The following is a 26,143-nucleotide window of genomic DNA, read 5'->3' on the forward strand; positions in this document are numbered from 1 at the left end:
ATACAATCAATTTTATAGCATATCTCTTAAAATAATGGTAACTTTATGACAAAATAGATATAGGAGGATTAATATGGCATATGCAACATTAGCCGGAGGATGTTTCTGGTGTTTAGTTAAACCATTTACTTCTTATCCAGGTATCGAAAGTGTTGTTTCAGGCTATAGTGGTGGACATGTTGATAATCCCACTTATGAAACTGTAAGTACGAACCAAACTGGACATGTAGAAGCAGTCCAAATCACTTACGACTCTGAAATAACTTCATTTGAAAATATATTAGATGTATACTTTAAAACTTTTGATCCAACTGATAATGGAGGTCAGTTTTTTGACCGTGGTGAACATTATGAACCTGCAATTTTTTATCATGATATGGATCAAAAAAAGGCTGCCGAAGCCAAAATACAGCAATTAAATGAGCAAGATATATTTAATAGTCCTGTAATAACACCCATAAAACCATATAAAAACTTTTACCCTGCCGAGTCTTATCATCAAGACTACTATAAAAAGAATCCACTCCATTATGAACAATATCAACGTGGATCAGGTAGAAAAGGATTTATCGAAAAACATTGGGGGAAACAAAATGATTAAAAAAAGCAAAAATGATTTAAATGAAATGGAATACTTAGTAACACAAGAAAATGGTACTGAACCACCATTTAGAAATGAATATTGGAATCACTTTGATAAAGGTATTTATGTAGATAAACTTTCAGGTAAGCCTTTATTTACTTCAGAAGAAAAATTTGAATCTGATTGTGGTTGGCCAAGTTTTTCGAAAGCATTAGATGACGATGAAATCGTTGAACTTGTAGATAAAACAATGGGCATGGTACGTACTGAGGTACGTTCAGAAGATGCTGATAGTCACTTAGGACATGTCTTTAATGATGGCCCAAAAGAAAGTGGCGGGTTAAGATATTGTATAAATTCAGCAGCAGTGCAATTTATACCGTTTGAAAAGCTTGATGAATTAGGTTATGGCGAATTAAAAAAACACTTTGAAAAATAAGGAGCGAACACATTATGTTTAAAAAATTATTTGGTAAAGGTAAAGAAATTAATAAAGATAGCTCAATTTATGCACCAATTACAGGTGAATATGTAAAAATCGAAGATATTCCTGATCCAGTTTTCGCACAGAAAATGATGGGCGAAGGCTTCGGAGTTAATCCAACAGAAGGAGAAGTTGTTTCTCCAATTGATGGTAAAGTAGATAACGTATTTCCAACGAAGCATGCAATTGGTTTGAAAGCTGAAAACGGTTTAGAATTACTGGTTCATATTGGCTTAGACACTGTACAATTAGATGGTGAAGGCTTTGAAATATTAGTTGAGAGTGGCGACACAGTCAATGTAGGCGACCCAATTTTACGTTTTGATTTAGAGTATATTAAAGAAAATGCTAAATCAGTGATTTCACCAATTATTATTACAAACTCTGATAATACTGCATCTATTTCGGTCTCTGAAGTAAGTTCTGTAGTTAAAGGCGAAACAAAAATTGTTGATGTGACAATGAACTAATGAAAGATCATTCATTCTATCAATTTGTGTTAACGGTCAGAGGCCGTAAGGATGAAAAAGGCACGCTTGCAGAAGAAATCTTTGATGATTTATCTTTTCCAAGACATGCAAAAGAATTTCATATTTTATCTGATTATATCGAAACGCAAAGTAACTACACAATTTCTATGTCCGTATTTGACGATTTATACGAAGAATATACAGAATGGCTAAAATTTTAATCATTTCATGTTTGTAGATACATCTTTAAGTATATTACAATATTAAAGTGTCATATATGGAGCAGGGATTAATCGAATAAGGATCAATCCCTGCTCTTTTATTTTAATTTTAATTCGCCAACAACTATTTTTACATAAGTATTAGGAAGTGATGAAATGTCGGAAAAAAATGACATAAATGAAGAACCACCAGTTACAAAAAAAGTGAAATTTAAGCGTAGTCATTTTATATTCTTATTATTGGCAACGATTATGATTACTGTGTTAATAACTATTTTCGCCACCATTGCATTTAGTAATTGGAGTAGTGGTTTAAATAGTCAGCAACGCGCCGAAGTTAAGAAAATAGAAAAAGTATATAAAACCCTTAATAACGAATATTATAAAAAAACAGATTCTGAAAAGTTATCTGAAGCCGCAATCAAAGGTATGGTTAAAGATTTAGATGATCCTTACTCTGAGTTTATGACTAAAAAAGAAACGACATCATTTAATGAAGATGTGTCTGGGGATTTTGTTGGTATAGGTGCAGAAATGCAAAAGAAAAATAATAAAATTGAAATCACTAGTCCAATGAAGCATTCTCCAGCTGAAAAAGCAGGACTTCAACCTAAAGATATCGTTACCAAAGTGAATGGGAAATCCGTCAAAGGCCAACCATTAGAAGCTATTGTTAAAAAAGTACGTGGCAAACAAGGTTCAAAAGTAACTTTAACAATAGAACGTTCCAACCAATCTCATGATATTACTATCAAAAGAGATAAAATCCATGTAAAAAGCGTAGAGTACAAAAAACAAAATAACATCGGTGTATTTACAATAAATAAATTTCAAAATAGCACCTCTGGAGAATTAAAATCTTCAATAATTAAAGCCCATAAAGATGGCGTGCGTAATATTGTTCTAGATTTACGAAATAATCCAGGTGGATTGTTAGATGAAGCCGTTAAAATGGCTAATATATTCATAGATAAAGGCGATACCGTTGTCCAGCTCGAAAAAGGAAACAGTAAAGAAAAAGTTCAAGCATCAAATGATGCTTTAAAAGAAGCTAAAGATATGAAAGTATCTATACTTGTAAATAAAGGATCTGCAAGTGCCTCTGAAGTATTTACTGGAGCCATGATGGACTATGATAAAGCGAAAGTGTATGGCACTAAGACATTTGGTAAAGGTATCGTACAAACTACTCAAGAATTCGATGATGGTTCATTATTAAAATTCACAAATATGAAATGGCTCACACCGAAAGCGCACTATATTCATGGTAAAGGTATCGAACCAGATACTAAGATAAGCGAGCCTGCTTATCAATCTTTAAATGTTATTCCCAATAATAAAACTTATAAATTAGGTGATAACAACAAAAATGTTAAAACGATGAAAGTAGGATTATCTGCCCTAGGATATAATACAGATAATCATACTAGTACATTTGATAGCAATTTAGAATCTATAATTGAAGCTTTTCAAGAGAAAAACAACTTAGATATTAATGGTACATTTGATAAAAAAACAAATGAACAATTTACGAAACAACTCATTAATAAGGCAAATAAAGAAGATACAGTTCTACAAGATCTTTTAAAAAAACTACAATAATTACCAAGAGGTGCTACCCTTAATGATAAGAATTGGAACAATTAATGATTTACCTAGTATTATGAAAATTGTGGAAGAAGCTAAAGCGATTATGAAACAAGATAATAATAATCAATGGGATGATCATTATCCTTTAGAGGAACATTTTGAAGAAGATATAGCAGCTGAAACTTTATTTATACTAGAAAAAAATTCTCGTATAATTGCTTTTATAGTTGTCGACCAACAGCAATCAGAGTGGTATGATAAATTAGAATGGCCAATAGATAGAACTGACGCCTATGTTATACATAGGCTAGCAGTTGCATCAGGATATAAGGGTGCTGCCTCTGAGTTGTTTGATTTTGCAGTAAATCTAGCATTAGATCATCAAATTCATGTCATGTTGACAGATACATTTGCAATCAACAAACGTGCTCAAGGCCTGTTTGAAAAATTTGGTTTTAATAAAGTAGGCGAAGCAGAAATAGATTATCACCCATATAATAAAGGTGAACCTTTTTATGCCTATTATAAAAAATTAGAAGAATAGAGGTTTTAATATGACGAAAACCGCATTTACCGGTGGAGGGACAGTTGGACATGTCTCAGTCAATTTAAGCTTAATACCAACAGCTTTAGAAGAAGGTCACGAAGCCTTCTATATTGGTTCGAAAAAGGGCATAGAACGTGAAATGATTGAATCACAATTGCCAAATATCCATTACCATGCAATTTCTAGTGGGAAATTAAGACGGTATATCTCATGGGAGAATATCAAAGATATCTTTAAAGTTCTAAAAGGTATTTTTGATGCTCGAAAGGCACTTAAAAAAGAAAAGCCTGATTTATTATTTTCAAAAGGTGGGTTTGTATCAGTTCCAGTTGTAATTGCTGCGAAAACTTTAAAAATACCCACTATCATACATGAATCCGATCTTACCCCTGGATTAGCCAATAAAATATCTCTAAAATTTGCTAAAAAAATATATACAACTTTTGAAGATACCTTACAATACTTACCTAGTGATAAAGCAGATTTTGTAGGTGCTACTGTACGAGAAGACTTAAAAACAGGTAATAAAAATAGAGGCTACCAATTAACCAAATTTAATGATAATAAAAAAATATTATTAGTTATGGGTGGAAGTCTAGGTAGTAAAAAATTAAATGATATGATTCGTCAAAATTTAGATGCATTATTAAAATCTTACCAAGTGATTCATCTTACTGGTAAAGGTTTATTAGATGAAAAATTGATTGATAAAGAAGGGTATACGCAATTTGAATTTGTTAAAGATGATTTAACAGATTTATTAGCGATTACCGATACTGTCATTAGCCGTGCAGGTTCTAACGCTATATATGAATTTTTAGCACTTAGAATTCCGATGCTATTAATCCCTTTAGGTCTTGACCAATCACGTGGAGATCAAATTGACAACGCTAAGAATTTTGAGAGCAAAGGATTTGGCAGAACAATCCCTGAAGATACATTAACTGAACAACAATTAATGGAACAATTAAATGATATTGAGATGAATCGTGATGCAATTGTTGACCAAATGCAAACATATAAAGAAAGTTATACGCGACAAGACTTATTTCATAAAATCATTAAAGATTCGCAACAATAGTTGGAGGTGTGTGCAATGAGTCGTTGGAAAAGAATATCTTTACTGATTATTTTCACTTTAATATTTGGCATCATTGCATTCTTCCATGAATCTCGACTAGGTAAGTGGATAGACAATGAAGTATACGAGTTTATATATTCTTCAGAAAGCTTTATCACTACTTCCTTTTTCCTTGGTGTCACAAAGATTGGCGAGGTATGGGCTATGATATGCTTATCTTTATTGCTAATCGCTTATTTAATGTTAAAAAGGTTAAATATAGAAGCTTTATTTTTTGCAATTGCAATGAGTTTATCGAGTACTTTAAACCCTCTATTAAAAAATATTTTTGATAGAGAAAGGCCAACGCTGTTAAGGTTAATTGATATCTCTGGTTTCAGTTTTCCAAGTGGCCATGCAATGGGATCGGCTGCTTTCTTCGGAAGTACAATGTTTATTGCAAACCGAGTATTACATGGTAAATCAAAGGCCTTTATGATCGGTATTTCAGCACTGTTTATAGTCATGATTTCTTCATCTCGTGTCTATTTAGGTGTACATTACCCAACTGATATTATTGCTGGCATCGTTGGGGGCGCTTTTTGCGTCATTTTGTCTTCTTTAATATTAAGACATAAGTTACAAAGTTAAACGCGCTTTGAATCGTTGATAATATCTAAATTAAAAAAGCAGTTGGATGAATGAATCATCTAACTGCTTTTTCGTGTCAAAATTTATTATAAAAGCCGATTTTACAATGTAAAACCGGCTTTTATATTTCACGTTGTCTCGCAACGTTAGTCTTTTACGGGCATATAAAAGGGGATATTTATGAAAATGATCATTCCAATTAAGAACAAAATATGTGTGGGGGGGAATGTCTTAGTTTGGAATTGAGAATCACTTTCAATTACATTATACATCATTGAGAATCATTGTCAATTAGAAAAGGGAAATTTATTTATTTCGTGTTTCTAACCATATAAACACTGGGCTCAAATGATATGTCCTAATCATAAATGATATTCATTCTCATTTCAAGTGATTACAAAATTATAAATTAACAAAATATTTACATTTTTGTCAGATGACTTTCTACATTGTACATTTTCCTTTAATATATAAGTTGAGGTGCAGCGAATGACTAAAATATTAATAGTAGAAGATGAGCAAAATCTTGCTCGTTTCATAGAACTTGAATTAGAACACGAAAATTACTCTGTAGATATTGAATATGATGGACGGCCGGGTTTAGAAAGAGCATTATCAAATACTTACGACCTTATACTTTTAGATTTAATGCTTCCCAACATAAATGGCTTAGAAATATGTAGACAAATCAGGCAAAAACAAACCACACCCATTATTATTATCACTGCCAAAAGCGACACTTATGATAAAGTAGCGGGCTTAGATTATGGAGCTGATGATTATATTGTTAAACCATTTGATATTGAAGAACTATTGGCAAGAATCAGAGCAATGTTACGTCGACAACCGAAAAAAAATGTCATTGATATTAGAGGTATCATCATAGATAAAGACGCATTTAAGGTTACTGTAGATGGTGAATCACTAGACCTAACTAAAACCGAATATGACTTACTATATCTACTAGCTGAGAACAAAAACCATGTTTTGCAAAGAGAACAAATTATTGCAGATGTCTGGGGCTATGATAGTGAGGTAGAGACAAATGTTGTTGATGTATATATTCGTTATTTAAGAAATAAACTAAGACCCTATGGCAAAGAAAAATATATTGAAACAGTTCGTGGCGTCGGGTATGTGATTAGAGAATGAAAAAAAGAAAATTAAGAACTAAATGGATGCTGATTACTACAACAATTACATTTTTAACCATTTTTTTCTTTAGTTTAATTATCATATTTTTTCTAAGTAATTCTTTACGTCATAATGAATTAAACGAAGCAGAACGAACTTCTCAAGATATTGCTAAGCTTATAGAAACAAAGCGTTTTGAAGAAATCACACCACTAGATTTAAATGCTTCACTTGGTACTTTTCAGAAAGTTATTATATATAATGATCAAGGCAGCAAAATAACTGAAACATCTAATGATCATTCTATTAATTTTTCACCAAATTTATCCACAAGAGATACAGATCATATTTCTGTCAGAAAGAATCATAATACTAATTATTTGGTATTAACTAGACATATAGACACACCAAAGTTCAAAGGGTATAGTGTAATCATTCATTCTTTAGAAGATTACAACATGTTGGTAAACTCTTTATACTTTATCGCACTCATTTTTGGAATCATTGCAACATTTATTACTGCTATTATTAGTTACTTTTTTTCATCACAAATTACAAAGCCGTTATTATTGATGTCGAATAAAATGCAACAAATTCGTAGAGATGGTTTCCAAGAAAAAGTAGAACTCACTACGAATTATGAAGAAACGGATAATTTAATTGTTACTTTTAATGCAATGATGTTCCAATTAGAAGAATCATTTAACCAACAACGTCAATTTGTAGAAGATGCTTCACATGAATTACGTACACCTCTTCAGATCATTCAAGGGCATTTGAATTTGATTCAAAGATGGGGAAAAAAAGATGCTGCTATATTAGAAGAATCTTTAGATATTTCTTTAGAGGAAATGGAAAGAATAACTAAATTGGTTGAGGAATTGCTCTTGCTAACTAAAGACAATACAAATAGTACAGCAAGTGAGCAAGAAAATGTTGAAATTAATCAAGAAATTGCTTCACGTATAAAATCGTTAGAACAACTTCACTATGATTACACATTTGAATTTAATGCATATCCTAAAGCACTTAATATAAATATTGATCGTTACCAATTAGAACAAGTACTGATTATTTTTATCGACAATGCAATGAAATATGACCAAATCAATAAACACATAGAAATTCAAACCAACCTTCGAAATAAACAAATATCCATTGAAATCACTGATCACGGCGTAGGTATCCCCAAAGAAGATATTGAATTTATCTTTGATCGCTTTTATAGGGTAGATAAATCACGTTCTCGTAAACTAGGTGGTAACGGACTAGGTTTATCTATAGCGAAAAAAATCATTGAACTCAATAACGGCACAATTCACGTAGAAAGTGAACTAGGAAAGTACACAACGTTTAAAATTACATTTTAATGCTTATTTTCAAAAATTATATCCTACACTATTATATAAAAGATTAAAAAAGCAGTCCTATTTTAAATTAGGGTCTGCTTTTTTCTTATATCTAGGCTATTGGCACTTTAATTTGAAGATATTTAATGATATTATTGATTTGTAAGCGTTTCAACTATTTTGTGGAGGGTGTAATATGAGCAACGAAAAACAGGTTTCCGAGGCACCTGTAAATTTCGGGGCAAATCTTGGATATGTTTTAGATTTATATGATATATATCTAAATGATCCAGCTTCAGTCCCTGAAGATTTACAAGTCCTATTTAGTACAATTAAAAACGGTGAAGCTAACATCGCACCAAAAGCTGATGGTCAAACTACTGTGACTAAAGGTGATAGCACAATCAAACGTGTTATGAGATTGATAGATAATATTCGTCAATACGGGCATTTATTGGCAGATATTTATCCAGTCAATAGACCATCAAGAGAACACGTTCCAAAATTAAATATTGAAGACTTCAATTTAGACCAAAAGACGCTTGAGTCTATCTCAGCTGGCATAGTATCTGAGCATTTTAAAGATATCTATGACAACGCTTATGAAGCCATTGTTCGTATGGAAAAACGTTATAAAGGGCCAATTGCTTTTGAGTATACACATATCAATAACAACAAAGAACGTGTATGGTTAAAACGTCGAATTGAAACGCCATACAAAGCAATATTAAATGACAACCAAAAAATTGAACTATTTAAAAATTTAGCGCATGTTGAAGGATTTGAAAAATATTTACACAAAAATTTCGTAGGAGCAAAACGTTTCTCTATCGAGGGTGTAGATACATTAGTACCTATGCTACAACAAACATTAAAGCTAGCAAGCGATGAAGGTATACAAAACATTCAAATCGGTATGGCTCACCGTGGTAGATTAAATGTCTTAACACATGTATTAGAGAAGCCATATGAAATGATGATTTCTGAATTTATGCATACTGATCCAATGAAATTCTTACCACAAGATGGAAGTTTAAAATTAACTTCTGGTTGGTCTGGCGATGTTAAATATCATCTTGGCGGCGTGAAAACGACTCAGTCTTATGGCATTGAACAACGTATTTCTCTAGCTAATAATCCGAGTCATTTAGAAATTGTCGCACCTGTAGTACTTGGTAAAACACGTGCAACACAAGATAATACGGATCAAGCTGGTGAGGTTTCTACGGAATTCAAGAAATCTATGCCTATATTAATTCATGGTGATGCCGCTTACCCTGGACAAGGCATTAACTTTGAAGCAATGAATTTAGGTAATTTAGATGGTTATTCTACCGGTGGATCATTGCATATTATTACAAATAACCGAATTGGTTTTACGACTGAACCCAATGATGGTCGTTCTACAACATACTCATCAGATGTTGCTAAAGGATATGATGTGCCTATCATGCATGTAAATGCAGATAATGTTGAAGCAACGATAGAGGCTATAGAAATTGCAATGGCATTTAGAAAAGAATTCCATAAGGATGTTGTCATTGACTTAGTTGGTTATCGTCGCTATGGACATAATGAAATGGATGAACCATCCATTACAAATCCATTACAATATCATGAAATACGTGAACATGAATCTGTAGATATTTTATACGGCAAACAACTTGTCAGTGAAAATATTATATCTGAAGATCAAATGAATACTATTTTTGATGACGTTCAAAAAACATTACGTGCTGCCCATGATAAAATAGATAAAAACGATAAGATGGATAACCCAGACATGCAAAAACCAGAAAGTCTGGTGGAACCTATACAAACTAAAGATACAAACTTGAGTTTTGAGAATCTTAAGAAAATAAATGATGCGATGCTTTCATATCCATCAGATTTTAAGGTGTTGAAAAAACTTAACAAAGTATTAGAAAAGCGTAATGAACCATTTGAAAGCGAAGAAGGATTAGTTGATTGGGCACAAGCAGAACAATTAGCATTTGCTACTATCACACAGAATGGCACACCTATTCGTTTAACTGGTCAAGATAGTGAACGTGGTACTTTCAGTCATCGTCATGCAGTATTACATGACCCTGATACAGGTGATAAATATGTTCCACTCCACCATGTACCAAACCAAAAGGCGACTTTTGAAGTACGTAATTCACCACTATCAGAAGCTGCAGTAGTTGGTTTTGAGTATGGTTATAACGTTCAAAATAAATCTTGTATGACTATATGGGAAGCCCAGTATGGGGACTTTTCAAATATGGCTCAAATGATTTTTGATAACTTCTTATTTAGTTCTAGAGCTAAATGGGGCGAACGCTCAGGTCTTACTTTATTCCTACCACATTCATTTGAAGGACAAGGTCCAGAACATTCATCTGCACGTTTAGAAAGATTTTTACAACTTGCAGGCGAAAATAATGCGACAATTGTCAATTTATCTAGTTCTAGTAACTATTATCATTTATTACGTGCACAAGCAGCGAATTTAGGTACTGAGTCAATGAGACCTTTAGTTGTAATGTCACCAAAGAGTTTATTACGTAATAAAACAGTTGCAGATCCAATTAGTAAATTTACTACTGGTAAATTCGAAGCGATTTTACCAGAAGATCATGAAAAAAGCACTGTGAAAAAAGTTATTTTAGCTTCAGGAAAAATGTTTATCGATTTAAAAGAATATTTGGCTAAACATCCAAATAATTCTATTCTCATAGTAGCAGTTGAAAGATTGTATCCATTCCCTGTTACTGAAGTCGGAGCATTATTAAACGAACTGCCTAATGTCGAAAATGTAGCTTGGGTTCAAGAAGAGCCTAAAAATCAGGGCGCATGGTCATTCGTTTATCCGTATCTAAAAGAATTAACTACTGACAAATATGACTTAAGTTATCATGGTCGTATTCAACGTTCCGCTCCAGCCGAAGGAGATGGTGAAATTCACAAACTCGTTCAAAATATGATACTAGAGCAAAGTACAAATATTAAATAGGGGGAAGTCAAGCATGCCAGAGGTAAAAGTTCCAGAATTAGCAGAATCTATAACAGAAGGTACCATTGCAGAATGGTTAAAACAAAAAGGTGACAGTGTAGAAAAAGGGGAAGCTATTTTAGAGTTAGAAACTGACAAAGTCAATGTTGAAGTAGTTTCTGAAGAAGCAGGTGTTCTACAAGAATTACTAGCTAATGAAGGCGATACTGTTGAAGTAGGGCAAGCAATCGCAGTAGTTGGCGAAGGTAATGGAAGTAACAGTTCAGAATCATCATCTAAAGAAGATGCACAAAAAAATGATTCATCTTCAAATAATACCCAATCACAACAGGTAGAAGCGCAAAATCAAAGCACCGATGATGCTAAGCAAGACAATAATCAGCGCATTAATGCTACGCCATCTGCACGTAAATATGCACGTGAGAAAGGCATTGATTTATCAGAAATTGCATCACAATCAAATGATGTTGTTAGAAAAGAACATGTTGCCCAAAGCCAACAACCTGCTTCACAACAAGCACCTGCTAAAGAGGAAGCTAAAAAACCAACACAACAAAATCCAACTAAACCTGTAATACGTGAGAAAATGTCTCGTCGTAAAAAAACAGCTGCCAAAAAGTTATTAGAAGTATCAAATAACACAGCGATGTTAACGACATTTAATGAAATAGACATGACTAACGTAATGAATTTACGTAAACGTAAAAAAGAGCAGTTCATCAAAGATCATGATGGTACTAAACTTGGTTTCATGTCATTCTTTACAAAAGCAGCAGTAGCAGCATTGAAAAAATATCCTGAAGTAAATGCTGAAATTGACGGCGATGACATGATTACAAAACAATATTATGATATTGGTGTCGCTGTTTCTACAGATGATGGTCTCCTCGTACCTTTCGTTAGAGATTGTGATAAGAAAAACTTTGCTGAAATTGAAAATGAAATTGCTAATTTAGCTAAGAAAGCACGTGATAAAAAACTTGGTTTAGATGACATGGTCAATGGCTCATTTACTATTACTAATGGTGGTATTTTTGGCTCAATGATGTCTACCCCAATTATCAACGGTAGCCAAGCTGCTATACTTGGAATGCATTCAATTATTACACGTCCAATTGCAGTCGATGCTGATACAATTGAAAACCGTCCAATGATGTATATTGCATTAAGCTATGATCACAGAATCATTGATGGAAAAGAAGCAGTTGGATTCTTGAAAACAATTAAAGAATTAATTGAAAACCCTGAAGATTTATTATTAGAATCTTAATCCACAACACAAAATAGTTTATTAATCCTAATACAACGGCGTTCAGCGTCGTTGTATTTTTCAATTCACTTGCATACACATAATAAGACGTGACTTAATAAAAAGCCTTATTAATTTAATGAAGTGATATACATAATGCTTTATCACTTACGTGTATACTTTCAATCAACTTGATATTATATTATTTTTAACAACAAAATCCGTAATAGCTAATATCTAAAAAACCTTCACTATACTAGTAGTGAAGGTTTTTTAGATATTGGTCATCTTCGACTTCCATTGTCTATTGACGCTAATTTATAACATGACTGCTTGAGTAAATAGTAGACTGTATACATTTAACAATTAAAGGCATATTTGCACATAACACTAACGTAGCCCTAAGACTGCTAAATATATGTCGTGAAATACTATCAATTACAACAACATACTTAAAAATTCAAATAAAACTTTAGCGCACACTCAAAAATCTGAGTTAGTAAAAGCAAGCTTTTCCTATATATACTGCCTTTAAATTTATAACGCGCAACAACATTAGATTAAATGTTGTTTGTAATAGTCCCGAGGGCTACACCCATATGTTGTTTTAAAGCGTCTATAAAAATTAGAATAATCACTAAAACCACATAAAACTGCAACTTGTTGAGGACTTTCTCCATTTTTCAGCATACACTGTGCACTTTGTAACCTCTTCTGTATTAAATAACGATAAGGTGGATATCCCACTAATTTTGAAAAATGCTGCGTGATTTTATGTCTGCTCACATAAAATTTCTTTTCCAGTTCTTCTAGTGATATTGGTTCAGCGTAATGTAACTCTATATAATCTAACACTTGGCGCACGAGCTGTGACTCTGGATCATCTAAGAGGGTTATAGTAGTATTTTCAAGAAACACTCGGTTTAATATAATAAAGAACTGGGTGAGTAAGGATTGCTCGGCTAGTTTTTTCCCAAAACGTTGATGATCTTGTTCATCAATTAACCCTTGTAATAAATAATATAATTCTCGTTTCTCTGATTCTTTAAATTGCAATTTACTTTTAAAATCATTGTCTTGTGTATTAAAACATGCAGCAAGCTGACAATTCGAATTAGATAAAGCCGCTAATAATTTCCTATCGAATCTTAAACCAATACGTTCAGCGTGTCCATCCATTTGTTCATTTAATTGATGAAACTCATAGGGTGCAATGATCAACATTGAACCGACATCTAATTGGTACTGTCTTCCTTCTATTGTGTAAAGCATATTTCCAGATAATGAAAAGAATATTTCATAATGATCATGATAATGTAATTCATTACCAAAATGACCATCACTAATCTTATGCCACGCAATATATTCATTTTCATTAGGTAGTGAAATAGAATCTAATTTAACATTAAAATCCCCTGTGAATGACAATTTAGCTCCTCCTACTCAAAAAACAATCTTTTTCCCCTTAATTACAATGTTCATAATTTTCTAACAATTTATAATGTATATTATATCATTTATTTAGAGAAAGGTGAGTTATATGATACAACCTCAAATTGGAGTACAAATGATGATGCTCAAACAAAAAGTAGCAGAAAAAGGCATTTATAATGTTTTGAAAAGTATTGATACATTAGGTTATCATGCCGTAGAAGTTTCACAGATAGAAATGACAGAACACAATATATCTGAAATGCAAAGAGCAATTAACGATTTTAATATGAATATTGCGGCGATGTCTTGTGGTATCGAAGATATTTCAACAACACAAAAATACCCAGGCGATACCTTACAGCATAACTTCAATAAGATCGTTGCAGATTGTCATGCTGTTGATTGTACAATATTAAGAATCGGCATGTTACCCATTAATTATATGGGATCAAGAGAAAAAACCTTACAATTTGCTAGCATTTGCGAAAATTATGCTAAAAAATTAAAAAGAGAAGGCATTGATTTATATTATCATGCACATAACTTAGAATTTGTACGATACGATGATAAATTTATGCTCGATATCATGCGTGATCATACAGAACAACTTGGTTTTGAATTAGATATTCATTGGCTATGGAGAGCTGGGTTAAATCCAATAGACATTATTCCTCATTATACGAATCGTATACGTGCGATTCACTTAAAAGATTACCGCATCGGTGAAGTTGACATGACACAATATCCGGGTGAAGGGCAAGAAAAAATATATTATATGCTACATATGATTACACAATTTGCAGAATTGGGCCAAGGTACTTTACCTTTAAAAGATATCATTACATCAGCGTTAAATAACGGAAGCGAATATTTCTTTGTAGAGCAAGATGAGCTATACGGATCTGATCCTTATGATTGTTTAACAGTTAGTCGCGATTATCTAATAGCATCGGGCTATAAATCATGGTTTTAGTAATATATCTTATACAAGGCATTTAACAGCAATATCATATCTATGTATAGTTGATGGTTATATAAATATCAGCGCTTACTATAACTTTGTAATAAACTTACCAATCAACGTAGAAGAAGGAGGAATGATTTATGTTAAAAAATATCGAAATATCTGGATTTTCGGATGAAATTTCATCTGATTTTGACGTACAACTAGAAACCGTACATAAATTAGGGATGCACTATATCTCACTTAGAGGTATAGATGGTTATAATATCAGTCAACTTTCGATAGCTAAAATTAAAAGCAATGTATTACCCAAATTAAAAAAATTCAATATTGGGGTATCCTCCATTGGATCGCCAATTGGTAAAATTTATATTGATGATGAAGAAGCGTTTAAATCTCAATTACACAGCTTAAAAAACTTATGCGAAATAGCCAAAGTATTAGAATGTAATTATATACGCATCTTTAGTTTCTATATTCCAGAGACTGCTAATTTTGATGATTATCAATCCGAGGTAATTACCAAACTCAAACAATTTTCAGACATTGCAAAAATGTATGATATAACGCTACTTCATGAAAATGAAAAGGAAATATATGGTGATATCGCAAGGCGTTGTAATACGATACTGACCGAAGTCGGATCGCCACACTTCAAAGCTATTTTTGATTTTGCGAACTTCGTACAATGTGGTGAAGATACTCAAGCTTGTTACGATTTGTTGGCTGACCATATTAAATATATTCATATTAAAGACGCTGTATACGAGAATAATACCAATGTTGTTTGTGGGACAGGCAATGGTCAAATTAAATCAATATTACAACAAGCAATAGCCAAAGGGTATACCGGTTTCTTAACACTTGAACCACATCTTGTTGTATTTGATTCCATTAAAGATTTAGAAATTAAGCATTCCACTGACACAATACAAAATGTTGTTACCGATGGTGCTGAAGGATACAAGATGCAATATGATGCACTATTGGAAATTTTAGCCGATATTGAAACAGCCGATATTGAAACAAAGGAGAATGCGGAATGAATAATGTAAGGATTGGAATTATAGGCTTTGGTGCACAAGGTAGTACTTATGCTAGGTTTATTAGTGAAGGTAAAGTGAAAAATTTAACTATTGGTGCTATCTGTGATACTGATCCAGAGAAGAAATTAATTTGTAAGGCATCATATCCTGATATACCATTTTATGCTGATTATCTGGAGATGTTGGAGAGTGGCGATGTCGATGCTATTGTAACAACTGTCCCACATCTGTTGCATACAGAAATAGGTAAAGTGGCGTTATCAAAAAACATTCATACTTTATTGGAAAAACCGGCAGATATCTACGCAAGTAAAGTAAGAGAAATTAACACAATCGCTGATACTAAACCAGATGTAACATTTGCAATTTTCTTTAATCAAAGAACAAATCCGTTATATCAAAAGCTTAAATCACTCATTGACTCAGGTGAAATAGGTGAGATAAGACGTACAAACTGGATTATAACTACTTGGTGGCGTCCTCAGGCTTATTATGATCAAAGTTCTTGGCGTGCAACTTGGACAGAAGAGGCAGGTGGCGTATTAGTAAATCAAGCACCTCACCAAATCGATCTTTTACAATGGATATGTGGATTACCTAAAAAAGTATTTGCTAATATTAAATACGGTTATCAAAGAGATATAACAGTTGACGATGACGTTACAACAGTTTTAGATTATGGTAATGGCGCTACTGGTGTGTTCATTACTTGCACACACGATATTATCGGTACCGATCGCTTAGAAATAACTGGAGATAAAGGAAAAATTTTAGTTGAAGATAGTAAAAAAATGACAATTACACGCTTAAAGCAATCTGAGCCTTCTATAAATCATACAATGACATGGGCTGAAGCTTCTGAAATTTTTAAAGGCAATGGACTTCAAGATATTTATGATCAAGAAGTCATCGAATTTGAAAGTGTTTGGGGTGAACAACATATAAATGTATTAGAAAATTTTGCTGCTAATATCATAGATGACACTCCTCTAATCGCCTCTGGTAGCGATGGTATTAATGGGGTTAGCCTTGTAAATGCAATCTATTTATCCAGTTGGCTAGGGAAAGAAGTATCGTTACCTGTCGATTCAAACGTATTCCATAAATCTTTACAAGATAAAATGAATTTAGAAGAATAATTTGCTTGGTAACTATTTAACAAATGGAGATGATGAAATGTTGAAAATTGGTATCATTGGATTAGGGGATATATCATCGGTTCATATTCAAGCGATTAACCACAATCCTAAAGCACAATTGGTTGCAATATGCGATAACAATCCGCTATTAAATCATTCAGTTAACCATGCTCATTTTTACACAAATATTGACGATATGCTTGAAGCTGAATCACTAGATTGCGTACATGTTTGCTTACCACATTACCTACACGCTTATGCTACTAAGAAGTGCGTAGAAAAAGGGGTACATGTACTTCAGGAAAAACCACTTGCACTAAATACCCTAGAATCACGGGAATTAGTAGCATTGGAGCAACGATATCCTAATGTAAAAATTGGTATTTGTTTTCAAAATCGTTATAATGATACGCTGCTTGAATTAAAGAAAATAGTTGAAAGTGGCGTATATGGACACCCCATAGGTATAAAGGGCATTGTAACTTGGTATAGACCTGAATCTTACTATACTAATAAACCATGGAGAAGCAATATGAAAACAGCTGGTGGAGGCGTTATGATAAACCAATCTATCCACACATTAGATTTGATGCAGTACCTTTGCGGCGATATCATTTCAATTAAAGGAAGTATTACTCAGCTATTAGATTACAATATTGAAGTTGAAGACACAGCTTCGGCACAAATCAAGTTTGAAAATGGGATCAATGGTTTATATTTCGCAACGAATGCTAGTATTGGTAATTCAAGTGTCGAACTGCAAGTTATATTTAAAAATGAAAAATTTACTATTAAAGATAATATACTTACACGCTTAAATGACCAGGGAGATAAAATACCTATCATAGAAGATATTAAAGCTCCTGGAACTAAATCCTATTATGGTCCAAGCCATGCCAAACTCATAAATCATTTTTACCATTGCATACTTACTGATTCTAACCATTATATTCATGCAAAAGATGCATTAACTTCTATAGCAATGGTTGATACTATTGCGCAATCATCCCATTTAGAACGGTCTCTTCCATTTGTTATTTAATAAAAATACTGTGTTTAAATTGAATTTTGCAACACACTTCAGTCAGTGATATTGAAGTGTGTTTTTCTATTTTTAAATTGATAAAAAACAATGTTACATTTTATATTTATTGTATTTTTAATTAAGCTTCAATACAATAAATATAAAGTGATTTAAATAAGGGGGATTTATATGAACGCTACTAATAAAGTGATTTTGGATCTTGCTGTAACGTTAGATGGTTATATTGAAGGACCGAATGGTGAAACAGATTGGTGTATCATGGAACCAGAGATGGACTTTATAGGGTTTTTAAATCAAATTGATGCAATTATATATGGCAGAAAAAGCTATGACTTGTGGGGGACATATACACCTGATACTCACGATATTTCAAATGGAGATGTTGCAATGTGGGAACACATTCATAGTAAAGATAAATATGTATTTACACATCAGTCCTTAGCAAATCACAAAAACACGCAATTTTTAAATGAAGACATCATCAAGTCAGTAAATAAAATCAAACAGTCTCACGATAAAGATATTTGGTTATATGGTGGATCAAGTATTATTACTTCTTTTATTAATCATAACCTTATCGATGAATATCGCTTATCTATACACCCAACAATCTTAGGTGATGGAAAACTTTTATTCGAAAATATAGACCATCGTTTGAATATCGCTTTACACCATACGCATACTTATAAAAGTGGTGTAGTTCAACTCATTTATCGAAAAATGATAGAATAAATCAATGAATAAAAGGAATGATACATTGTGAATGTTGCTGTAGAAGCTGAAAATATTTCAAAAAGCCTAGGTACTAACTTAATAATTAATAAACTTTCGTTTAACATACCTGAGCATTCAATTACTTTAATCAAGGGAAAAAATGGTGTAGGTAAAAGTTTAACGTTGAAAATGATCGCAAACTTAATGACACCGAATAATGGTAAGCTTTCTGTTTATCATTCACTAAGCTATGCCCCTGATGTGTTTCCAAAAAACATTAAGTTAACAGTTCAAGCATTTCTCAGTTATATGAATAAATTAAATGCTAATAATAATAGCGATAAAATGAATTTTTATTTAGACTTATTAAATTTAGCCCATTTCCAAAATAAACCATTACACCAGTTGTCAAAAGGGTCATTACAAAAAGTGAATATTATACAATGCTTGTTAACAGATGCTCAGATCATCATTTTAGATGAACCATTTTCTGGGTTAGATTACAATTCTGAAAAACGTTTGATAGCTCATTTGAAAGTGTTGTCGAAGACTAAAACAATTATTTTAACAGCACACAATCATCATATTGAAAATTCAATTGTCACACATACACTAAATTTAGATGATTATTCATTTAATAAGATTACAACGACGGAAGCCTTAAAGTTAATTACTATTCCTTATCATAAATCATTGCATCCAGACATACAGAATTTAATACAGAGTGCTAATAGTGATGAAAATAATAGATTAATGATTAAAGTTTATCAATCTCAAAGTAACTCTGTAATTCGAAAATTAATAAACGATAATTTTGATATTATCGAAGTAAAGGACATATAATATGCTATATTCTTTCTTAAAATATGAAAATTCAAAGTTCTTAAAATCGTATGCTTTTATAGCTCCTGTATTTATATATATTTTATGCCTTGTAGGTATTTATATATATAAAAACATCACTGTTTTATCCAGTTTTGGTTCTACTGCTATGCTTTTATTTTTAGCAATGACTTGGATTTCTATTATCAATTTCAATAGAGATACAGTAAATGAGCGACATATACTGTACGTTCACCTGAAAACTAAAACACGATACTTAATGATTAAAATGATTTACCAATTTTTATTTAGTTTCATCTTAATCTGTTTATCATTGTTATATCCCATGATCATTGGTGTTTTTGATAAACATGTAACAATTAACTTATTGTTCATCGGTATCATCATACATATTCTATTAAGTGCACTGGGTATTCTATTAGGTGCCTTTGTTACTAACACATCTATTGCTAACAAAAAATATACTTGGTTACTTACAATTTTTATTATTATTATTATTTTGACAAAAGAAATGATTATTGATAAAGTGCCAATCGCTCAATGGCTATTATGGATACTCCCACCAGTTAATCATATAATGAAGCTCTTGAACTCAGACACATTATACATGTTCAACGTAAACTTTATATTGTCCTGTTCCTATACAATCATCTATATTGTTTTCGCATTTATAATTATTAACTACTTATTTAAAAAAAGTAGTTAATAATTTAAGTTTGGCAATGACTTTGATATATTATTTATAATAAAAACAAGCGTTATCTACAGTGGTATTGGTCGTAGACAGCGCTTGTTTAATTAATATATTTAAAACTGATGAACCTTCATACTAAGCAATAAATACAAAAAGCTCAATAATAGCGATGATTAAAAATACGAGAAAAATAATACCATATATATTATTTTTCTTTTTACTCGCTGAACTCGCTTCATTCTGTTTAGTTTTGCTATTCAGATTTGAAAAAAATGTAATGCCTGAATATACCGTTATTAATACAGTTATTCCAAATAAGACCCACGTACTAGACATCATCAAAACCTCCTTCAAAAAATATAAATAAATCTATTTTTATATGTGTATTAAAAATAATAACTTCTCATATATCTTTATTTTAATACATTTGTTTGCTATATCCAATGTATATTAGGCATAATTTTGTGAAACTATTATCTATGCTAAACTTCATCATACAAATAACAGGACAAATACGTTATAATAGGTTGAAAAGACATAGATAGAGGGGTTAATATAATGAATGGTCTTAGAAGTGTTACCACAGGGACAAATGATTTAGAAAAAACTAAAACTTTATTTAAAGATGTATTAGGACTCAATGTAGCAAACAAAGGACAAGCGCTACGTTTTGGAGATGCTGACCTAAGCTCTGGTACACGTTTACATTTTGTAGAAGTTCCTAACTATACAAATACTAATAACCACATTGAAAATATTGGCTTACGCGTACCAAGTGATGAGGGGTTGAATGAGTACAAGTCTATTTTAGATCAACATCAAATTGAGCATGGGTCTATAACAGATTTAAATGGGCATAAATATTTTGATTTTACCGATCAAAATGACCAATATTTTAACATTTATTCTAATGAGCATAATATTGGAGCGCCGTTAGGTATGCCTTCGTTAGAAAGTACTGTTAACCCACTGCACCAAATTCAAGGATTAGGTCCAGTTTTACTTAAAGTAAATGAACTTTTATTAACTCAATCCATATTAAGTAAAGTTTTTGGCCTTACACTTTTTGCAGAGTATTCACCAAATGCAGATGCAAACTATAAAGTTCAAGTATTCCGTATAGGAGAGGGTGGACTTGGTGGAGAACTGCATATATATGCCACTGAGGAAGCCATAAAAATGCCAGAACACGGTATTGTTGAACAAATTGAGTTTGCTACTGAATCTAAAGCGCAATTCCAAAACGCAATACAACAACTTGAAGTTATCGGGATTGCTTATCAAACTTTAGATCAAGATGGTGAAAAATCGTTACGTATCACTGAACATAGTGGCCTTACATTTATATTAACCTTAGAAAACAATGAGTAAAGAGAGGATTTTCATATATGTTACATGAAACATGGAAGACAAATACACCTGTAAAGAAAGTAGAAGTAGTACACACAGATGCTAAAAAATTCAAGGTATCTGATATGCTAACGGTTGGAAAACAATACGATGTAATCAATGAGACAGAAGAATATTATCAGATTATCGATAATTCTGGCCTTGTTGGTGGCTATTACAAAGAATATTTTAAAGAAGTATAATTTAAATACATCTCTATATAAATAAGACTAGGACATAATATGATATTGTATCGTTGTCCCAGTCTATTTTTAATGACATCAAACATAATATACACTATTCAAATTGACTAAGGAGCGAATTATAATGACGCATGCACAATATATTAATAAAGATGAAACTGTTTTTAATGATGCTCGATCACTAATGCAGTTAAATAAGAACATTTTACTCAAAGGGCCAACTGGATCTGGAAAAACAAAATTAGCTGAAACATTAAGCGAAACATTAAAACGTCCAATGCATCAAGTCAATTGTTCAGTTGATTTAGATGCAGAAAGCTTACTTGGTTTTAAAACAATACAAACAAATGCGAACGGTTCGCAAGAAATCGTATTTATTGATGGTCCTGTTATACAAGCAATGAAAGAAGGGCATATTTTATATATTGATGAAATTAATATGGCTAAACCTGAAACATTGCCCATTTTAAACGGCGTGTTAGATTACCGTAGAAAATTAACCAATCCTTTTACTGGAGAAGTTGTAAATGCAGCACCAGGATTTAATGTTATCGCAGCAATTAACGAAGGCTACATTGGTACATTACCTATGAACGAAGCCTTAAAAAACCGTTTCGTAGTTATTCAAGTTGATTATATCGATGGTGATGTTTTAAGTGAAGTTATCAAAAATCAAAGTCAATTACAAGATGAATCACTCATCAAAGCGATTATAAAATTCAATGAAGATTTACGTACGATGACTAAGCAAGGACAAATTTCAGAAGAAGCAGCCAGTATTCGTGCATTAATAGATTTAAGTGATCTAGCAACGATTATGCCAATTGAACGTGCGATTAAGCGTACAATTATTGATAAATTAGAAGATGAACGCGAACAACAAGCCATTTTAAATGCGGTTGAATTAAATTTTTAGTGAGGGATAATTATGAGTGATCGTTTTATAAAATTTAATGATGAGCAGCTAGACGCTAAACAAGTAATGATGCTACAAGATCTTGCTCGTCTATTACTAAAAAATGAACAAACACAGGTGAAAATACAAAAATTCCCTTATTACGATCCTATCAATAATACGTTGGTGACAAGTGCATTTTGGTCTCATAGAAACAAAGCATTAGAAACTATAGGTTTGAAATCCGATGTGATGCTCGCTGCTTATGGCTACCATATGATGGATGAAAAAATCGTAAATAAGGTCATCCATAATAGGGAATTTGAGCATCCTAAATTTTTCCAACAATTATTTAAATTACTAGAAGACAAACGTGTTTTGAATGCTATTATGACATCTCGACCTTCTACAGCAAATGCTCTAAAATTGAGGAATAAAACTAGGCTTAACTTTACTCAAACTCAGATTAATGTGTATAAAACAAAAGCCACATTTACAGACTTATTATTTTTATATCTTGAAAAATCTTTTCTAAAAGAAGATTTCTATGATGTTCCTCAAATACATCCACAAATAGATGATATGCTTATTCATATGTATCAATATCTTCCAAACTTTTTCTACAATGAATCTTCTGAAGATAATATGTATTTAGCTGAACGTATAATGTTCCAAATTGATGACATTTTAAAAGAAGATATGTTGAATGAATATTATCATTTACCGAAGAAAGTTTATGAAGCAATGCAGGAACTTAGTTTTGAAGATATCACGAGAACAGATGCAAGTAATTCAGATGGACAATCTGAAGAACAAAAAGATGAAGCAGTGGTAAGCGAAGAAATAGAGTCTAATAATCAAGATAGCGCATCTGAAGGCGGCGCTTACCTAGAAATGGAATTGCATGAAGGTGAAAATAGTGATGTCACGAGTGATAATGACACGGCACGTGATGGTGATGCGAGTGATGACATGACTGATATGCAAACTAAAAAGGGTAAAGGGTCTACTGATAATGTAGAGGATGATGAAGGTGGGTCTGTCGGTCTCAATCAAGCTTTCGCACTTAAAGGGATTAATCAAAATGTTGAAATTAAATGGAATATACCAAATATTCAACCACACTATATCATTGACTACCATAAGGTAGAATCTGAAGTACAATTTGAAATTAAAGATTTAATACAAATCATAAAAAAAACAATAGATAGAGAATACCAAGATGAACGTCGTAATCTTACTAAAGGTAGATTACAGAAAAACTTACTCAATTGGTTTATTGATGATCAATATAAATTGTTTTATAAGAAACAAGACTTGAGTCAGACCTTTGACGCTACATTTACGTTATTAGTAGATGCTTCAGCAAGTATGCAAGATAAGATGGAAGAAACAATCAAAGGCGTTGTACTTTTCCATGAAACTTTAAAATCATTAAATGTGAAACATGAAATATTAGCTTTCAATGAAGATGCCTTTGATGCTGATGATACCAAGCAACCTAATGTTATTGATGAAATCATTGCTTATGATCATTCAACGTTCGATAAAGATGGGCCGCGTATTATGGCATTAGAGCCGCAAGATGACAATAGGGATGGTGTAGCAATTAGAATTGGCAGCGATCGTTTAATGCGTCGTTCACATAATCAACGCTTTTTAATCGTCTTTTCAGATGGAGAACCTTCTGCTTACAACTATAGTCAAGATGGTATATTAGACACTTATGAAGCTGTAGAAACAGCTAGAAAAATGGGTATAGAAGTATTTAATGTATTTCTAAGCCAAGAAGCGATTACTGAAGATATTGAGCAAACTATTCATAATATTTATGGACAATATTCTATTTTTGTAGAAGGTGTAGAAAATCTCCCCAATCTGTTATCTCCTTTATTAAAAAAACTTTTATTAAAATCATTTTAAATAGGCTGTTTTTATAAATAAATCACCATATATTTAAATATTCTGAAATTTATATAGACTAAATCTAATAAAGCGTGATAGAATAGATGATACTATTTTATAGGTTAGAAGGAGAAAGACAAATGAATAAAAATACATGGATTATAGGTTTTACATTATTCGCGATGTTCTTTGGCGCTGGAAACCTTATATTCCCACCAAATTTAGGTTTAGAGAGTGGTCAATATTTCTGGCCATCTATCTTAGCTTTTGCACTTACTGGTATAGGACTACCATTATTAGGTGTAGTTGTCGGCGCATTAGATAAACAAGGTTATATTGGGTCATTAAATAAAATATCACCGAAATTCTCAGTAATATTTTTAGTAATTATATATCTTACAATTGGCCCATTGTTTGCAATTCCACGTACTGCTTCAACATCTTTTGAAATGACAGTCACACCAATTGCACACACTAATAGTAATTTAGCATTATTTATATTTACAGTTATTTACTTTTTGATTGTATTATATTTATGTATCAATCCTAATAAAATGGTGGATCGCATTGGTTCGCTTTTAACACCGTTATTACTTATAACAATATTAGCGATGATTGTTAAAGGGTTTGTTGATTTTGGTGGTAATGATCATAGCCAAGCTACTGATGCATTTACTTCTGGGTTTACAGGCTTTTCACAAGGCTTTACAAATGGTTACTTAACAATGGATGCAATTGCAGCCATTGCATTCTCAATGATTGTTGTAAATGCAGTAAAAGCTACTGGAATTACACATGCGAATCAAATTTTTAAGCAAACGTTTATTGCAGGTATTATTGCAGCTGTTGCATTACTATTTATATATGTTTCACTAGGCTATATTGGAAATCATATGGCAGTATCTCAAGACAAGATAGATAGTTTAACAGCAAATGATCAAAATATCGGCACTTACTTATTAACGACTGTAGCAAGTGTAGGCTTTGGTACCTTTGGTAAGTATCTACTAGGTATTATTGTTGCGCTTGCATGTTTAACAACTGCATGTGGCTTAGTCGTTTCTGTCGCAGAATACTTCCATAGAATTTTCCCGAAAATTTCTTATAAAGTATATGTAGTCATTTTCACTTTAATCAGCTTTATACTAGCTAACCAAGGATTAAATTCAGTAATTACGATGTCAGTACCCGTACTAAGCATTGTTTATCCTATAGCGATTACTTCGGTATTATTGATATTAATTGCACGTTTTGTACCTACAAAACCAATCGCACAGCAAATACCGGTAGCCGTAGTAACTATCGTATCCATCTTAAGTGTCATTCATACCCAAGGTTGGCTTAAAATGAGCTTAATTGATAGCTTGCCTTTAAAACAATATTCACTTGAATGGTTCCCAATTGCAGTTGTATTCACTATAGTAGGTTATATAGTTGCTACATTTGTGAAACATCAATCTCCAATTGTGTATGAAAAAGATTAAAAAGAAGTAGGTTATTATGTTATTTACTTCGGTTAAGTACATCTTCATTTAA

General features: G+C 32.2%; 25 protein-coding genes. 23 read left to right on the forward strand and 2 right to left on the reverse strand.

Annotation, left to right across the window (positions count from 1 at the left end; translation table 11 throughout):
• Positions 1–67 precede the first annotated feature (67 nt).
• The 12 genes from msrA (at position 68) to sucB (ending at position 12,357) form a co-directional block, all read left to right on the forward strand.
• Entirely contained in the window at positions 68–601 is a 534-nt protein-coding gene (gene msrA / locus QMO72_RS07375; protein WP_199196661.1) for a peptide-methionine (S)-S-oxide reductase MsrA, read from the forward strand.
• Positions 594–1,022 carry a peptide-methionine (R)-S-oxide reductase MsrB gene (msrB, locus tag QMO72_RS07380; protein WP_069824051.1) on the forward strand — a complete coding sequence of 143 codons (429 nt, stop codon included), beginning with the start codon at positions 594–596 and terminating at the stop codon, positions 1,020–1,022. Before msrA ends, msrB begins: the two co-directional genes overlap by 8 nt.
• A 14-nt stretch (positions 1,023–1,036) precedes the next feature.
• On the forward strand, positions 1,037–1,537 hold the full coding sequence (locus tag QMO72_RS07385) for a PTS sugar transporter subunit IIA (protein ID WP_069824052.1): 501 nt from the start codon (positions 1,037–1,039) through the stop codon (positions 1,535–1,537).
• The gene (locus QMO72_RS07390) at positions 1,537–1,758 is read left to right on the forward strand and encodes a YozE family protein (protein WP_103267242.1); all 222 of its coding nucleotides are present in this window, start codon (positions 1,537–1,539) and stop codon (positions 1,756–1,758) included. The genes QMO72_RS07385 and QMO72_RS07390 overlap by 1 nt, the downstream gene beginning before the upstream one ends.
• Before the next feature lie 156 nt (positions 1,759–1,914).
• Positions 1,915–3,360: a S41 family peptidase gene (locus tag QMO72_RS07395; protein WP_103267241.1), complete on the forward strand. Its 1,446-nt coding sequence runs from the start codon at positions 1,915–1,917 to the stop codon at positions 3,358–3,360.
• A gap of 22 nt (positions 3,361–3,382) precedes the next feature.
• Complete coding sequence (locus QMO72_RS07400) at positions 3,383–3,892, forward strand: GNAT family N-acetyltransferase (protein WP_103267240.1); 510 nt, start codon at positions 3,383–3,385, stop codon at positions 3,890–3,892.
• Positions 3,893–3,902: 10 nt separating this feature from the next.
• The gene (murG, locus tag QMO72_RS07405) at positions 3,903–4,976 is read left to right on the forward strand and encodes an undecaprenyldiphospho-muramoylpentapeptide beta-N-acetylglucosaminyltransferase (RefSeq protein ID WP_103267239.1); all 1,074 of its coding nucleotides are present in this window, start codon (positions 3,903–3,905) and stop codon (positions 4,974–4,976) included.
• Between the two features lie 15 nt (positions 4,977–4,991).
• On the forward strand, positions 4,992–5,606 hold the full coding sequence (locus tag QMO72_RS07410; protein WP_069824056.1) for a phosphatase PAP2 family protein: 615 nt from the start codon (positions 4,992–4,994) through the stop codon (positions 5,604–5,606).
• 489 nt (positions 5,607–6,095) lie between these two features.
• Positions 6,096–6,758: a response regulator transcription factor gene (locus tag QMO72_RS07415; protein ID WP_103267238.1), complete on the forward strand. Its 663-nt coding sequence runs from the start codon at positions 6,096–6,098 to the stop codon at positions 6,756–6,758.
• On the forward strand, positions 6,755–8,110 hold the full coding sequence (locus QMO72_RS07420) for a HAMP domain-containing sensor histidine kinase (RefSeq protein ID WP_103267237.1): 1,356 nt from the start codon (positions 6,755–6,757) through the stop codon (positions 8,108–8,110). The genes QMO72_RS07415 and QMO72_RS07420 overlap by 4 nt, the downstream gene beginning before the upstream one ends.
• 175 nt (positions 8,111–8,285) lie before the next feature.
• Complete coding sequence (locus tag QMO72_RS07425) at positions 8,286–11,087, forward strand: 2-oxoglutarate dehydrogenase E1 component (RefSeq protein WP_103267236.1); 2,802 nt, start codon at positions 8,286–8,288, stop codon at positions 11,085–11,087.
• A gap of 13 nt (positions 11,088–11,100) precedes the next feature.
• A complete protein-coding gene (gene sucB / locus QMO72_RS07430) occupies positions 11,101–12,357 on the forward strand; it encodes a dihydrolipoyllysine-residue succinyltransferase (RefSeq protein ID WP_103267235.1) in 1,257 nt (418 codons plus the stop codon).
• Positions 12,358–12,891: 534 nt separating this feature from the next.
• On the opposite strand, the gene QMO72_RS07435 is transcribed toward sucB, so the two are convergent.
• Positions 12,892–13,764: an AraC family transcriptional regulator gene (locus QMO72_RS07435; protein WP_103267234.1), complete on the reverse strand. Its 873-nt coding sequence runs from the start codon at positions 13,762–13,764 to the stop codon at positions 12,892–12,894.
• Positions 13,765–13,876: 112 nt separating this feature from the next.
• Here QMO72_RS07435 and QMO72_RS07440 point away from each other — a divergent pair, with 112 nt between their 5' ends.
• From QMO72_RS07440 to QMO72_RS07465, 6 genes are all read left to right on the forward strand, one after another.
• Positions 13,877–14,743, forward strand: coding sequence for a sugar phosphate isomerase/epimerase family protein (locus QMO72_RS07440; protein WP_103267233.1), 867 nt, complete (start codon positions 13,877–13,879; stop codon positions 14,741–14,743).
• A 131-nt stretch (positions 14,744–14,874) separates the two neighbouring features.
• A complete protein-coding gene (locus tag QMO72_RS07445; RefSeq protein WP_103267232.1) occupies positions 14,875–15,780 on the forward strand; it encodes a sugar phosphate isomerase/epimerase family protein in 906 nt (301 codons plus the stop codon).
• Positions 15,777–16,919 (forward strand): Gfo/Idh/MocA family protein, encoded by a 1,143-nt coding sequence (locus QMO72_RS07450; RefSeq protein ID WP_103267231.1) that lies wholly within the window; start codon positions 15,777–15,779, stop codon positions 16,917–16,919. Before QMO72_RS07445 ends, QMO72_RS07450 begins: the two co-directional genes overlap by 4 nt.
• A 37-nt stretch (positions 16,920–16,956) precedes the next feature.
• The gene (locus QMO72_RS07455; RefSeq protein WP_103267230.1) at positions 16,957–17,961 is read left to right on the forward strand and encodes a Gfo/Idh/MocA family protein; all 1,005 of its coding nucleotides are present in this window, start codon (positions 16,957–16,959) and stop codon (positions 17,959–17,961) included.
• A 171-nt stretch (positions 17,962–18,132) separates the two neighbouring features.
• Positions 18,133–18,696: a dihydrofolate reductase family protein gene (locus tag QMO72_RS07460; RefSeq protein WP_103267229.1), complete on the forward strand. Its 564-nt coding sequence runs from the start codon at positions 18,133–18,135 to the stop codon at positions 18,694–18,696.
• Positions 18,697–18,723: 27 nt separating this feature from the next.
• On the forward strand, positions 18,724–19,521 hold the full coding sequence (locus QMO72_RS07465) for an ATP-binding cassette domain-containing protein (protein WP_103267228.1): 798 nt from the start codon (positions 18,724–18,726) through the stop codon (positions 19,519–19,521).
• A gap of 829 nt (positions 19,522–20,350) precedes the next feature.
• Here QMO72_RS07465 and QMO72_RS07470 read toward each other — a convergent pair.
• Positions 20,351–20,551: a Mid2-like cell wall stress sensor domain protein gene (locus QMO72_RS07470; RefSeq protein WP_103267226.1), complete on the reverse strand. Its 201-nt coding sequence runs from the start codon at positions 20,549–20,551 to the stop codon at positions 20,351–20,353.
• A gap of 222 nt (positions 20,552–20,773) precedes the next feature.
• On the opposite strand from QMO72_RS07470, the gene QMO72_RS07475 reads away from it, so the two are divergent.
• From QMO72_RS07475 to brnQ3, 5 genes are all read left to right on the forward strand, one after another.
• Positions 20,774–21,586, forward strand: coding sequence for a VOC family protein (locus QMO72_RS07475; protein ID WP_103267225.1), 813 nt, complete (start codon positions 20,774–20,776; stop codon positions 21,584–21,586).
• 17 nt (positions 21,587–21,603) lie between these two features.
• On the forward strand, positions 21,604–21,807 hold the full coding sequence (locus tag QMO72_RS07480; RefSeq protein ID WP_046837438.1) for a DUF6501 family protein: 204 nt from the start codon (positions 21,604–21,606) through the stop codon (positions 21,805–21,807).
• 124 nt (positions 21,808–21,931) lie between these two features.
• Positions 21,932–22,723 carry an ATP-binding protein gene (locus tag QMO72_RS07485; protein ID WP_103267224.1) on the forward strand — a complete coding sequence of 264 codons (792 nt, stop codon included), beginning with the start codon at positions 21,932–21,934 and terminating at the stop codon, positions 22,721–22,723.
• 12 nt (positions 22,724–22,735) lie between these two features.
• Entirely contained in the window at positions 22,736–24,625 is a 1,890-nt protein-coding gene (locus QMO72_RS07490; RefSeq protein WP_103267223.1) for a vWA domain-containing protein, read from the forward strand.
• 122 nt (positions 24,626–24,747) lie between these two features.
• Positions 24,748–26,091 (forward strand): branched-chain amino acid-like transporter carrier protein BrnQ3, encoded by a 1,344-nt coding sequence (gene brnQ3 / locus QMO72_RS07495; protein ID WP_103267222.1) that lies wholly within the window; start codon positions 24,748–24,750, stop codon positions 26,089–26,091.
• Positions 26,092–26,143 lie beyond the last annotated feature (52 nt).

This window comes from Staphylococcus casei, from assembly GCF_030294405.1.
Classification (GTDB): domain Bacteria; phylum Bacillota; class Bacilli; order Staphylococcales; family Staphylococcaceae; genus Staphylococcus; species Staphylococcus succinus.